Raw genomic sequence first — 14,010 nt, forward strand, 5'->3', positions numbered from 1 at the left:
AATCGTAAGATTATTTTAGGCGATTTGCAGGTATAGTCCAAGGAATATAAACAAACGAAACAGAAGGCGTCATTAATAATAAATCAGCAGTTAGATGTTGAGTGTGCATTCTTTAAATGGATTTAACAAACAGGTCGACTGCCGCTCACAAAAACGAAGCACAAATATAAATTGCGCATCGAAGCACGAAAGTCAACCTGTTTGTCCAGGATAATATAACAGGATTGGCTGGTTTTATTTTTTAGCCTGATTAAAACGCTCTACACTGGATATTATTTCTTTGCGAGCATCCTCTGGTCCAACCCAGCCATCGATTTTAACCCATTTACCTTCTTCCAAATCTTTATAGTGATTGAAAAAATGCTCCAATGACAAGAGCAAATGCTTGGGTAAATCATTATAGGTCTCTATGGATTGATACATTTTACTCAGCTTGGTTGTTGGCACAGCCAGTAATTTAGCATCAACGCCCGATTCATCGGTCATCTTTAACATTCCAACAACACGACATGGAATTACCGCTCCACTGATTAATGGAACCGGTGTCACCACCAGAACGTCTACTGGATCCCCATCCTCAGAGAGAGTATTCGGAATATATCCATAATTTGTTGGATAAAACATGGCTGTAGACATAAATCGATCAACAAAAAGAGCTCCAGTCTCCTTATCCACTTCATATTTAACTGGTTCACCGTGCATAGGAATTTCAATAATTACATTAATTTCATTTGGCACATCACGGCCGCTTTTAATCTCCATTAAACTCATTTATGGACCCTTATACTAAGAAAAACCGCTATTATGCGAAAAATCGCATCAAAAGGCAAAGACAAGCTGTCGCAATCTAATAAAGGAAATGTATAATATCATTTTTATTCGTTTGATTGATTACCTATGAATTGCTTGTTTTGTAAAATTGCTAAAGGAGAAATCCCGGCCACAGTTTTATTTGAAGACAATGAAATTATCGCTTTTAGGGATATTAGACCACAAGCACCCACTCATATATTAATTATACCCAAAAAACATATTGCCACTATTAATGACACCAGCGATGACGATGAGCAACTGCTTGGAAAAATGGTGTTAAAGGCAAAAAAATTGGCTGAAAGTGAAGGGCTTAGCGAAGTGGGTTACCGATTAGTATTTAATATAAATTCTGGTGGCGGGCAGGAGGTTTACCACATTCATTTACATTTACTGGGCGGACGTCAAATGACTTGGCCGCCAGGTTAGGAGTTCTTGCTATGGAACAACTGTATAAAAAACTAATAGAAGAAGTTGGTGAAGACGTACAACGGGAAGGATTGGTAGATACTCCCGCGCGCGCAGCTAATGCGATGCGTTATTTAACCAAAGGCTATCATGAAAGCTTGGACGACATAATAAATAATGCGCTGTTTGACTCAGACATGAGTGAAATGGTCATAGTAAAGGATATTGAGCTCTATTCGTTATGCGAACACCACTTATTACCGTTCATTGGTAAATGTCATGTTGGATATCTACCCAGCGGAAAAGTTATTGGCCTGTCCAAAATTGCCCGTATCGTTGACTTTTATGCGCGACGCTTACAAATTCAGGAACGAATGACAGGTGAAATAGCCCATTGTATTGAAGACATCACTGGAGCTCGTGGGGTAGCTGTTGTAATCGAAGCCAAACATCTTTGTATGATGATGCGTGGTGTAGAAAAACAAAACTCAGTCATGACCACATCCGTGATGCTCGGTGAAATGCATCATAACTCAAACTGTCGTCTGGAATTTTTGAATCTGGTTCGATAATGGTTCTCTTAGCTTGATACATCGGTTGAACCCTTTTCTGAGGTAGATACCACTACCTCAATTAAATTAAATACGTTATACAAGTACATCGACAGGCCTCAACAAAAAAGCCCGCAAAACAATCGAATTGCGGGCTTTTATTATATTTAATCAGTGCTTTAATCGGTGTTTATTATTCGAACAGGGAATGTTTCTATCGCCTCAACACATCAAACTGAGGCGATAGCCCATAATTACTCTTCTTCTGAATTACCGTTTACATCGGCTACTTCATCCTGCTCTTCAGCAACAACAGGAGCCGGAGTAGCTGCTTCAGTTTTTACTTCTGATTGAGGCTTATCTTTCCATTCCAGTTTTACACGGCCTTGTTTATCAACTCCGGCAACAAAAACTTCAATATCCTGTCCTTCTTTAAGAACATCCTCAACTTTTTGTGATCTGTCATTACATATTTGAGAAATATGCAGCAATCCATCTTTACCAGGAAGCAGATTAATAAAGGCTCCAAAATCAACGATTTTGCTTACTTTCCCCTGATAGGTTTGTCCAACCTCTACTTCGGCGATTAGCGCCTTAATTTGGCGTTGGGCCTCTTCTAATGCCATCATATCAGGTGAAAACAGTTGCACCACGCCACTGTCATCAATATCAATAGAAACACCTGTGCTTTCAATCAAACCCTTGATGGTTGCGCCGCCTTTACCAATAATAGTACGAATTTTATCTTCAGCTACTTTCATTGTGGTAATTCTTGGAGCATGTTGCGATAATTCATCTCTGTGCTCTGACAAAGCATTGTTCATTACACCTAAAATATGGGTACGGCCTGCAAGTGCCTGATCCAGAGCTTGCTCCATTATTTCATTGGTAATCCCGGTAATCTTGATATCCATTTGCAATGCGGTAATACCTTTATCAGTTCCAGCCACTTTAAAATCCATATCGCCTAAATGATCTTCATCACCCAAGATATCGGTCAAAACAGCAAAACGATCGCCTTCTTTAATCAAGCCCATTGCAACACCAGCGACGGGAGCTTTTAAAGGCACACCAGCATCCATTAACGCCAAGCTGGTACCACAAACTGTAGCCATAGAACTGGAACCATTCGATTCAGTAATTTCAGAAACGATACGCAGAACATAAGGAAAATCTGCTGGGTCTGGCAATACAGCCATTAAAGCACGTTTAGCCAGACGTCCATGCCCAATTTCACGGCGCTTGGGACTACCGACCTGACCTGTTTCCCCTACAGAGTAAGGAGGGAAATTGTAATGCAGCATAAATCGATCTCTGGTTTCGCCTGTTATTCCATCAAGAATTTGCGCATCCCGATCATTGCCTAAAGTTGCAACAACAATTGCCTGTGTTTCACCACGAGTAAATAGACAGGAACCATGAGTTCGATCCAGGAATTTTGTGCGCACAGAAATAGGACGAACTGTTTTATGATCACGGCCATCAATACGTGGTTCACCATCAAGGATACGATTACGTACTATAGTGCGTTCCAAATCGCCAAACATCTCTTCGATAACAGAGACTGACAACTCTTCATTACCCGCCATCAAAGCGGTAACTGTTTGCTCTTTAAGTTCAGCAAGCCGTTGGTAGCGCTGTTGCTTATCTCTCAGTAAATAGGCAGCCTCAACTTCATTTCGTGCCATATCGGCAACACGTGCCTGCAATGCGGTGTCAATTTCTGCAGGCTTCCAATCCCAACGAGCTTTACCTGCTTCGCCAGCCAGTTCTTCAATCGCCTTGATAACATTTTTCATCATCTCATGACCGTACATAATTGCACCACGCATGATGTCTTCACTTAGTTCTTTAGCTTCTGATTCAACCATAAGGATGGCGTCTTTAGTTCCGGCGACAACCAGGTCAAGTTGCGATTGTTCAAGAGATTTTCTGCTTGGATTTAATAAATAAATACCATCTTTATATCCCACTCGCGCGGCACCAATTGGCCCATTAAAAGGTACGCCTGATAATGCAAGAGCTGCAGAAGCACCAATCATTGCAATAATATCGGAAGATACTTCTGGATTCAGAGATAGAACAGTAGCAATAATCTGTATTTCATTGCGGAAGTTATCTGGAAACAAAGGTCGGATTGGTCTGTCGATTAATCGTGAAATTAAAGTTTCATTATCACTGGGTCTGCCTTCACGTTTTTGGAAGCCTCCCGGTATTTTTCCAACTGCATAAAATTTTTCTTGATAGTTCACTGTCAAAGGAAAAAATCCATTGTTTTCAGCTCCATCCTTCTTGCCAACCACAGTAACCAATACCTGCGTTCCGTTCATGCTTGCCAGTACAGCACCATCAGCTTGTCGTGCTACTTCACCGGTTTCCAGCACTAAGGTATGTTCACCAAATGCGATCTCTTTTGTAATTTTAGCCACGTAATGTCCCCATTAAGTAATAATAACGAAAAAAAAGGCGCAGAAAACTGCGCCTTTTTAAACGATTGTATTTATTTGATATGTCTCATAAGAGACAACGATCCTATCAATCAATAAGAATCTCTCAATCCCAAACTTTGAATCAATGTTTGATAACGAGATTGATCATTTCGCTTCAAATATTTCAAAAGTTTACGGCGCTTATTTACCAACTCTTGCAGTCCGCGTCTGGAATGAAAATCTTTTTTATTTTCTTTAAAATGATCAGTCAAATATTTGATTCTGCCAGTTATTAAAGAAACCTGTACTTCAGGCGAACCGGTATCTTTATCGGCACGCTTATATTGATTAACAATTTCTGCTTTTTCCGCGCTATTTAGCGACATTATACACTCCTGGAACTGCTAAGTATTCATTTAAAGGCGGACATTCTACCAAGGCAAACAAAACGAAACAAGTGTTAGAAATTAAATTGTGCAAATAATTTCAAGTTTATTCCAAAACAAACATCAATTAATGTTCTAATTGAACGTTTTATGGAAAGGAAAGTAATCGTTTTGCTTTTAAATCACCATTAGCAAGTTGTTCGCCCAAGCCTAAAAATTGCGCCCGCTCATCATAAAGACGTACGCAATCCCCCCTATTATCCTCTATTTTATTCTGTATAACTCGTCCTTGACGAATCGTAATGACTTCATCATCAGAAAGAGTTATTGACTTCAAATAATCAATCGCTTTATCCATAGAAATTAAGCAATCGTGTAACTCGTCATGAGACATGGTCAGTATTTCATCGATAGAATACATGGGCATATTTTCAAACCCTGATGTGTACAGTCGATGCAAACGAGTTACATGCGCACCTACTTCGAGGCTGTCACCAATATCTTCAACAAGATTGCGAATATAAGTTCCTTTACTGCATTGAACAGTTAATGAAAAGTGTGTTCCGTCAAAGTTGTTTAAATGCAGTTGGCTGATGACAATTTCTCGTGGTTGACGCTCTATTTCTATCCCTTCTCTGGCGAATCGATATAAAGGCGTCCCATTGTGTTTTAGGGCAGAAAACATTGAAGGAGTCTGCCGAATAACTCCTTTATACTGGGCAAGTATTGCTGACAACTGGTCTTCAGTAATACAAAAATCGTCTACCTGAGCAATCACTTGCCCGGTAGAGTCGGAAGTATTAGTCTTTATTCCTAATACACCAGTTGTTTCATAACACTTATCTGCATCAAGCAGATATTGACAAATTTTAGTTGCTTCGCCAAAACAGATGGGTAACATGCCTGTAGCTAGTGGGTCCAGACTCCCTGTATGACCGGCTTTTTTAGCTCCAAATATACGCTTCACTTTTTGAAGAGCGCTATTTGAGGTAATTCCTTCAGGCTTATTTAATAAGAAAATTCCATTTATTGTAGTTGGCCCCTCAGTGGTTTTCATCTTCATCTGAAACCGAAGGATTAACTTCATCAATTAAACGGCTTAATCGTTCACCATATTCAATTGATTCATCATAGATAAAATGAAGTTGCGGAACAGTACGTAAAGTAATGCTACGAGCCAAGGCACTACGTAAATAGCTAGCCGCAGCGTTCAAAATAGTAGTAGCTAGATCTTTATCGACATCAAAAATAGTAAAGTATACTTTAGCATGCCCCAAATCAGCAGTAACTTTAACTGCTGAAATGGTTATAAAGCCTTTCAAACGTGGGTCTCGAACTTCCATAGGAATAATTTGAGCCAACTTACGCTGGATCATCTCAGATATTCTATCAGTTCGTTTAAAATTATTACTCATTTATAGATCACGCTTTATTTCAACTGTTTCATATACCTCTATCAGGTCACCAGGTTTGACATCATTGTAATTTTTCACGCCGATTCCACATTCAAATCCTTGACGTACTTCTACGACATCATCTTTAAATCGTCTGAGAGATTCTAGTGTACCTTCATAGATCACAACGTTTGACCTTAACACACGAATTGGATTGTTTCGCTTGATAGAACCTTCAATAACCATACAACCAGCAATTGCGCCAATTTTAGGTGATTTGAACACATCCCTTACTTCAGCGATACCAATTATTTCCTCTTTAAATTGAGGTGCAAGCATTCCGGTCAGAGCACCTTTGATTTGATCAACAATGTCATAAATAACACTATAATAATGCAGTGAAACTGACTCTTGCTCAGCCAACCTCTTGGCGCTGGCATCTGCTCTTACGTTAAACCCAATAAGAATAGCATTTGAAGCAATAGCCAAATGAACATCAGATTCTGTAATCCCACCCACACCGTTGGAAATCACTTCTACTTTAACTTCGTCATTCGACAGCTTCACCAGAGCATCAGAAATCGCTTCAATAGAACCCTGGACATCCGCTTTTAACACAATGTTCAGAACTTTTGACTCAGTAGCTGTCATATTCTCCATAATGCCTTCTATAGAAGATTTTTGGCGTCTAGCCAATTTGACATCACGGAATTTTCCTTGGCGGAATAGTGCTACTTCTCGAGCCTTTTTCTCATCAGGAACTACAACAGCTTCATCTCCAGCATGTGGAATTGCTGATAAACCTAAAACTTCTACCGGTATTGAAGGACCAGCACTATCCACCATATCACCATTGTCGCCAACCAAAGCACGCACGCGACCGTATTGAAAACCTGCTAATAAAATATCGCCTTTGTGCAAGGTACCACTTTGAACCAATACAGTCGCAACAGGCCCTCTTCCCTTATCAAGGCGAGATTCAATAACAACGCCTTTAGCGGCACCATCGGTTAGTGCGGTCAGTTCCAGTACCTCTGATTGTAAAAGAATTGCATCAAGTAAATCATCAACACCCATACCTGTTTTTGCAGAGATACTCACAAACATGGTGTCGCCACCCCATGCTTCAGGAATGACTTCATGCACGGCCAGTTCATTCATCACTTTCTCAGGATCGGCATCTGGCTTATCCATTTTATTGATTGCAACAATAATTGGAACTTTTGCCGCTTTCGCATGTTGAATAGCTTCTATAGTCTGTGGTTTCGCACCATCATCAGCAGCGACTATCAGTACAACAATATCTGTTGCCTGAGCACCACGAGCCCGCATTGCGGTAAACGCGGCATGGCCAGGTGTATCCAGGAAGGTAATATCACCTTTAGGTGTACTTACGTGGTATGCACCAATGTGCTGAGTAATACCTCCAGCTTCTCCGGCAGCAACTTTTGTACGTCGAATATAATCAAGCAATGATGTTTTACCATGATCCACGTGACCCATAATGGTTACAACAGGAGCTCTGGACTCTGTTGTACTACCTTTGGATATTGCTTCACCAAGACCAACTTCAATTGCGTCTTCTTTTATTACGATAGCTTTATGCCCCATTTCCTCAACCACGATCACTGCAGTTTCCTGGTCAATAACCTGATTAATTGTTGCCATTGCACCCAGGGTCATCATGATTTTAATTACTTCAGCTACTTTGACTGACATACGTTTAGCCAATTCGCCAACAGTAATTGTCTCAGGGATAAGGACTTCTCTAATAATGGGAGCAGTGGGAAGAGCAAATCCGTGAGTTAGAGATTCTTCAGCTTCTCGGTATTTTTCAGATTTTTCTGAGCCTTTACGCTTTTTAAATTTATTGCGACCACCGCGTCGATGTGCATCTTGCTCATCATCTTCACGATCAAATGTCTGATATTTAGGTTTCTTTTTCGCTTTCTTGAATTCGGCAGATTCTGATTCTGTACTTGCAATTTCAGGATGTTTCTTTTTACCAGCTTTGTCTACTTTGGGCTCTTCCTTTTTAGATGCTATCTGAACTTCTTCAATAATTGGTTCAACATCAAGCGTTTCAGAAGGAAGCTGATCTTCAGTGGCATTAGATTCAGTTATAGTTTCAGGTAACGATTCTTCTGTAGGTTCATGCTCTGATTCAGAAGTTTCGGATTGAACTGCAGCCGTGGTTTCACTCGATTCAATAATTTCTTCTGTATCCACTATTGTATTTTCTGTAATTTCAGTGGCAGTAACCTGCTCTTCCTCAAGCTTATGAACCTCAGGCTCATGAATTGCCTCTTCAACCTCAGGTTGTTCAACAATACTGCTGCGTTTTACAAAGGTCTTCTTTTTGCGAACTTCGATATTCACTGTTTTCCCACTGTGAGCATCATGGCCAACAGTCACTTGGGTCAAACTTTTACGTCTTAAGGTTATTCGCTCAGGTGCAGCACTTGTATCACGTGCAGAGCTACCCTTTAAATGATTCAGTAAAATTCGCTTTTGATCTTCATTCACAGTCTGTTGATCATCATTAAAAGATAACCCTGCTTCCTGTAACTGGTTCAATAAGCGCTCAACCGGGATACCAACGACTTGAGCTAATTGTTTAACCGTCACATCCGCCATATTTTAATCCCCTTTCAGCAGTTTTAATATAACTGCAAATATTCTAATACTACTTTCACCAAATTGGTGTATTTACTTTCAGAAACCATTTATCTATTGAAACCATGGTTCTCTGGCTTTCATTATTAATGCACCAGCTTGTTCTTCACTAATTCCTTCAATTTCTAACAACTCATCGACCGATTGCTCCGCAAGTTCTTCCATTGAAGTAATACCTTTACTGGCTAATTTATTCGCTAATTCGTCCGTCATACCGTCCATAGAGAGCAAGGAATCATCAGGTGATCCAGAAAGACCTTTGCCGGAAGTAAGAGCCATAGCAAGTAACGTATCATTCGCTCGGTTTCTTAGCTCCTCAACTATTTCCTCATCAAATTCTTCAATTGCTAACAACTCATCTTTAGGAACATAAGCCACTTCTTCGAGTGAAGAAAATCCGTGAGCAACCAAAAGGGCCGCAATTTCTTCATCGATTTCCAATGCTGAAGTAAAGAGTTTAACAATTTTGCTGGACTCTTCCTGATTTTTATTTTCAAACTCATCTGTTGTCATTACATTGAGAGTCCAACCAGTCAATTGGCTAGCTAATCGAACGTTTTGCCCATTTCGACCAATCGCTTGAGACAGTTGATCTTTCTCTACTGCCAAATCCATAGTGTGGCTGTCTTCATCAACAACGATAGAAGTAATATCAGCTGGTGCCATGGCATTGATTACGAGCTGCGCAGGATTATCATCCCATAATATAATATCAACACGCTCGCCACCTAACTCACTAGATACGGCTTGAACTCTGGCACCCCGCATGCCAACACAGGCACCAATCGGATCGATACGACCGTCATTCGTTTTAACTGCAATTTTAGCCCTATTTCCTGGATCACGAGCAGCAGCTTTAACGTCAATAATGTTCTCACCAATCTCGGGTACTTCGATGCGAAATAATTCGACTAACATTTCATTACGTGTACGACTCACAAATAATTGTGGTCCTCGAGCCTGAGGTGTAATTTCATATAAATAAGCTCGAACACGATCATTGGGTCTAAACATTTCGTGAGGTAGCATTTCAGATCGTGGCAAGAAGGCTTCAGCCTTACCGCCTAAATCGATAATGATATTATCACGAGTGACTTTTTTAACCGTTCCATATACTAATTGACCCAATTTACTACGAAATTGATCAATCACCAACTCACGTTCAGCTTCTCTAACCTTCTGCATTATGACTTGACGAGCTGTCTGTGCTTCAATACGTCCAAACTCTATAGAAGGAATCAACTCCTCAATCCGTGTTCCAATCTCAGCAGCAGGATTTCGTTCTTTGGCTTGTTCCAGTGTTAATTGATGGTCTGGATATTCTAGTTCGCTTTCTTCAACAACATCCCAATATCTGAATGTTTCATACTCACCTGTTCTTGGATCCAGCTTAATACGAACGCCAATATCCAATCCAAAAATTTTCCGAGTAGCAGACTCCAATGCGGCCTGAATGGCAAGTATAATAACTTCTTTACTAACGCCTCTTTCGTTTGATAACGCCTCAGCAACTAATAACAATTCTTTGCTCATTGTTCGCCTCTCTAGACTGTCAAATTTGCTTTCACAATATTTGAAAATAGTATTTCATGATGTTCATTGTTAATATCCAGTACTACTGAACTCTCTGAAGCGGAGACAATAGTTCCTAACAACTTGCGCTTACCATTTACCGGCTTAAACGTCTTCAACTGTACAGGTTGTCCTGCATAACGCTCATACTGCCAAGCACTAAATAAAGGTCTCGGAATACCTGGAGATGAGATTTCCAAACTATAATTTCCAGGTATAGGATCTTCAACATCGAGCAGCGCACTAATGTGTTTGCTCACTTCCTGACAATCCTCAATTCCAATTCCATCTGGCTTATCTATGTAAATTCTTAATAAAGAATGTTTACCCTGAGATAGATATTCACATCCCCAAAGTTCATATCCCATAGCACGAACAGTAGGTGCTAATAAGTGTACCAATTCATCTTGCATCATAGTATTTACAAACAAAAAAAGGGCGCACACGCCCAAGTCTGTATAACGACTCAGATTCGCACGGTACCCTATGAAACATAATAAAAAACCCCATAAATGGGGTTCTAATAAAGTGGTAGCGGGGGCAGGATTTGAACCTACGACCTTCGGGTTATGAGCCCGACGAGCTACCAGGCTGCTCCACCCCGCGTCAACTGAGGCCAAGTATACTGTGACTTGGCATTCTTAGCAAGTACTTTCGCTAAAGAAATCAAATTAATTAACAAAAGCATTAATGCACGCAGCAATTAATGCGCCAGGAAATATTCCCAAATACAACAAAGAAAGACAATTTATAGAAAATATAAATGTGTTTCCTTTGCTTATAGTAATTTGATCGTTGTGAACAGGTTGATCAAAATACATGATTTTAACAATGCGCAGATAATAATAGGCACCGATTACTGTAAACAGCAAGCCAAGTACTGCCACCCAGGTTAACTGAACATCGACCAGGGCTTTTAAAACGAGTAATTTTGTAAAAAATCCAACTGTTGGGGGTACACCCGCCATAGAGAACATAACAAGCAACATCATAAATGCCAACCATGGATTACGTTTATTTAACCCCTTTAGATCATCAATACTATCAATTTCCATGCCTTGCCTGGACATCAATACAATTATTCCGAATGCGCCAGCTGACATTAACGAATATATAAGGATGTAGTACAACGCTGCAGAGTAACCTGCTGCATTAGCTGCCAAAACACCAAATAAAGCATAGCCAATATGCGAAATTGCAGAATAGGCGAACAAGCGTTTGATACTTGTTTGTATGACTGCAAATAAATTACCTAGGCCAGCTGAGAGCAAGGACATAACCAGAATAATTTGTTGCCATTGAACGGTTATATCAACCAGACCAATTGTTAACAATCTGAACGCCATTCCCAATGCAGCAATTTTAGGAGCGGTACTAATGAATAGTGTTACAGAACTAGGTGCGCCTTGATACACATCTGGAGCCCACATGTGAAAGGGAACTGCTGCCAATTTAAATCCAACACCAGCCAGGATGAAAACCACAGCAAAAGCCATTATTGTATTTTGTTGTTGCCAATTGGCCGCCACAGCATTGGCTACATCTAACAAATCCAATTTACCTGTTGCACCATAAACTAAAGAAATACCATAAAGCAGCATTCCAGATGCAATAGCGCCCATAACGAAATATTTCATTGCAGCTTCGGATGCATCACTGTTGGTTCTTCTGATGGCTGTCATTGCATAAAGCGGCAAGGACATTAATTCAAGTCCAAGATATATGGTCAACAATGAGTGAGCTGAAACGAGAATCATCATACCCAGAGTAGAAAATAAACCCAATATATAATAATCACCCGAAGGGATTTTGCGCTCGTCGATGTAATTTCTGGAATAAATAAAACTTAATAGAACCGTTATATAAATAAATAACTTCATCAGGTGACCCACATCATCACTGATAAATAAATTATTGAAAATTAATAATTTAAAACTTCCCAGATACAGATAGCTCACACTGGCAGATAAAATTAAACCAGCACATGCAATGTAAAATGCGATGTCTGAATGTTTGTGGCGAACAAATAAATCAGCAAGCAAAGCAAGGCATGCGGTGACCAACACGATCATTTCAGGGAGTGCTACATGGAGATTTTCAAGTATTGCTATCATATTGTTTAACCTTGCGTTGTTACAATTTTGATTTATCGGCTAATGCCAATGTATGACTGACTGTTTGATGGACATATTCCAACATGGGTTTAGGATAAACCCCCATCGCAATAACCATCAAAGCAAGTAGAACATAAGCGCTTAACTCGAAACCTGATATATCTTTTAAGGCAGCAACCTTTTCATTGGCTACAGGACCGAAAATTACTCGTTTATACATCCACAAAGTATAAGCAGCTCCTATGATGAGCGTTAAAGCAGCCCAAAACGCAACCCAAAAACCTGCTTTTATACTGCCTAAGATAACCATAAACTCGCCAACAAAGCCGGAAGTTCCTGGTAATCCGGCATTTGCCATAGCAAAGAGCATAAAAAATGATGCAAAAATTGGCATGGTATTCACTATTCCACCTAAATCAGCCAGTTTTCTTGTGTGCATTCGCTCGTAAATATACCCTACACCAGCAAACATAGCACTTGAAACAAAAGCATGAGAAATCATTACCACTATAGCGCCTTCAAGAACCAAACCGGCACTACTTAATCCAGAGCTGTTTGCTATGGCAAATATGGCGAAGCAACCTAAAGTTACAAAGCCCATATGGGATATTGACGAATAGGCAATGAGTCGCTTCATGTCTTTTTGAATGATTGCTATTAATCCAATGTAGACGACTGCAATCAATGACAATACAACCATTAAAGTTGCATATTTACCGCATGCATCTGGAACTATAGGCAAAGAGAATCTGATGAATCCATAGGCACCAAGCTTTAAAAGAATTGCCGCAAGAATTACTGAACCTCCTGCCGGTGCCTCGGTATGTGCATCGGGCAACCAGGTATGAACAGGGAACATCGGTATTTTGATGGCAAAACCAAGAAAAAATGCAATGAAAATTAAAGTTTGCGCAGTCATTGATAATTTGATTGCATAAAAGGTTTCGATTTTGAACGACCCGGCTATGTAACCCATATATAAAAAACTGGCCAACATTAAAACAGACCCAAGGAACGTATACAGGAAAAACTTGATTGCTGCATAAACGCGATTTTCTGAACCCCATATACCAATGATTAAATACATTGGAATTAAAGTTGCTTCCCAGAATATGTAAAAAAGTATTGAATCCATAGCTGAAAAGACACCAACCAGAAGTCCCTGCATGATTAAGAATGCAGACATGTACTGAGCTACTCTTTTTGTGATGCTGTCCCAAGTTGCCAAAATAACAATCAGATTAGTAAATATGCTTAAGACAATCAATAATAAGGATAAACCGTCGACACCGAGACTGTAATTAATACCCAGTGAAGGCATCCAGGTAATTTCTTCAGTAAATTGCATGCTGAAGGATTGAAGATCAAATCCATTAATCAGCGGAACGCATAATATGAGACATAATATCACTGTAAATAATGATAAATAACGCGCTACATTCGGATTGCTATCGTCGCCAGTAAGGAGAACAAAAACTCCGCCTAATATAGGCAACCAAATTAATAAATTAAGCAAATGATGCATACCTTCACCTTATCTTCACTGTCATTTAGCTAAGAAACATAATCACATATGGCCTAGGAGATACATTAAGTATTTCCTTTGAGCTGGTTTAATCATGTTTAAGCGCTTTCGAAGCAAACTTCACCTGGATAGTTTTATAAGCTAA

11 protein-coding genes, 1 tRNA gene and 2 pseudogenes are annotated in these 14,010 nt (G+C 39.8%); 2 read left to right on the plus strand and 12 right to left on the minus strand.

Annotated elements, in window-relative coordinates; all coding sequences use genetic code 11:
* Positions 1 to 234: 234 nt before the first annotated feature.
* Positions 235 to 771, minus strand: a complete 537-nt coding sequence (gene ppa / locus G543_RS0100075; RefSeq protein ID WP_028382696.1) for an inorganic diphosphatase — start codon at positions 769 to 771, stop codon at positions 235 to 237.
* Between the two features lie 126 nt (positions 772 to 897).
* Between ppa and G543_RS0100080 the strand changes: the two genes are divergently transcribed.
* Positions 898 to 1,239 carry a histidine triad nucleotide-binding protein gene (locus G543_RS0100080; protein ID WP_028382697.1) on the plus strand — a complete coding sequence of 114 codons (342 nt, stop codon included), beginning with the start codon at positions 898 to 900 and terminating at the stop codon, positions 1,237 to 1,239.
* 11 nt (positions 1,240 to 1,250) lie between these two features.
* Positions 1,251 to 1,790, plus strand: coding sequence for a GTP cyclohydrolase I FolE (folE, locus tag G543_RS0100085; RefSeq protein WP_028382698.1), 540 nt, complete (start codon positions 1,251 to 1,253; stop codon positions 1,788 to 1,790).
* A gap of 233 nt (positions 1,791 to 2,023) precedes the next feature.
* Here the strand turns inward: folE and pnp are convergent, their stop codons facing one another.
* The 11 genes and pseudogenes from pnp to G543_RS0100135 all read right to left on the minus strand — a co-directional run bounded on the left by pnp (position 2,024) and on the right by G543_RS0100135 (position 13,865).
* Positions 2,024 to 4,198 carry a polyribonucleotide nucleotidyltransferase gene (pnp, locus tag G543_RS0100090; protein WP_028382699.1) on the minus strand — a complete coding sequence of 725 codons (2,175 nt, stop codon included), beginning with the start codon at positions 4,196 to 4,198 and terminating at the stop codon, positions 2,024 to 2,026.
* A gap of 110 nt (positions 4,199 to 4,308) precedes the next feature.
* Positions 4,309 to 4,584 carry a 30S ribosomal protein S15 gene (gene rpsO, locus G543_RS0100095; RefSeq protein ID WP_028382700.1) on the minus strand — a complete coding sequence of 92 codons (276 nt, stop codon included), beginning with the start codon at positions 4,582 to 4,584 and terminating at the stop codon, positions 4,309 to 4,311.
* 148 nt (positions 4,585 to 4,732) lie between these two features.
* On the minus strand, positions 4,733 to 5,641 hold the full coding sequence (gene truB, locus G543_RS0100100) for a tRNA pseudouridine(55) synthase TruB (protein WP_028382701.1): 909 nt from the start codon (positions 5,639 to 5,641) through the stop codon (positions 4,733 to 4,735).
* Entirely contained in the window at positions 5,628 to 5,999 is a 372-nt protein-coding gene (rbfA, locus tag G543_RS0100105; RefSeq protein ID WP_028382702.1) for a 30S ribosome-binding factor RbfA, read from the minus strand. The genes truB and rbfA overlap by 14 nt, the downstream gene beginning before the upstream one ends.
* A pseudogene (gene infB, locus G543_RS0100110) lies at positions 6,000 to 8,027 on the minus strand (translation initiation factor IF-2); the annotation flags it as partial.
* Between the two features lie 248 nt (positions 8,028 to 8,275).
* Positions 8,276 to 8,615: pseudogene (locus tag G543_RS19495) on the minus strand (translation initiation factor IF-2 associated domain-containing protein); the annotation flags it as partial.
* A gap of 93 nt (positions 8,616 to 8,708) precedes the next feature.
* Positions 8,709 to 10,187 (minus strand): transcription termination factor NusA, encoded by a 1,479-nt coding sequence (gene nusA / locus G543_RS0100115; protein ID WP_028382704.1) that lies wholly within the window; start codon positions 10,185 to 10,187, stop codon positions 8,709 to 8,711.
* Positions 10,188 to 10,198: 11 nt separating this feature from the next.
* Positions 10,199 to 10,642, minus strand: coding sequence for a ribosome maturation factor RimP (gene rimP, locus G543_RS18550; protein WP_028382705.1), 444 nt, complete (start codon positions 10,640 to 10,642; stop codon positions 10,199 to 10,201).
* A gap of 113 nt (positions 10,643 to 10,755) precedes the next feature.
* Positions 10,756 to 10,832, minus strand: a tRNA-Met gene (locus tag G543_RS0100125).
* Positions 10,833 to 10,897: 65 nt separating this feature from the next.
* The gene (gene nuoN, locus G543_RS0100130) at positions 10,898 to 12,340 is read right to left on the minus strand and encodes an NADH-quinone oxidoreductase subunit NuoN (protein WP_028382706.1); all 1,443 of its coding nucleotides are present in this window, start codon (positions 12,338 to 12,340) and stop codon (positions 10,898 to 10,900) included.
* A 19-nt stretch (positions 12,341 to 12,359) separates the two neighbouring features.
* The gene (locus tag G543_RS0100135) at positions 12,360 to 13,865 is read right to left on the minus strand and encodes a complex I subunit 4 family protein (protein ID WP_028382707.1); all 1,506 of its coding nucleotides are present in this window, start codon (positions 13,863 to 13,865) and stop codon (positions 12,360 to 12,362) included.
* Between the last annotated feature and the right edge of the window lie 145 nt (positions 13,866 to 14,010).

The organism is Legionella moravica DSM 19234 (assembly GCF_000423305.1).
GTDB lineage: Bacteria > Pseudomonadota > Gammaproteobacteria > Legionellales > Legionellaceae > Legionella > Legionella moravica.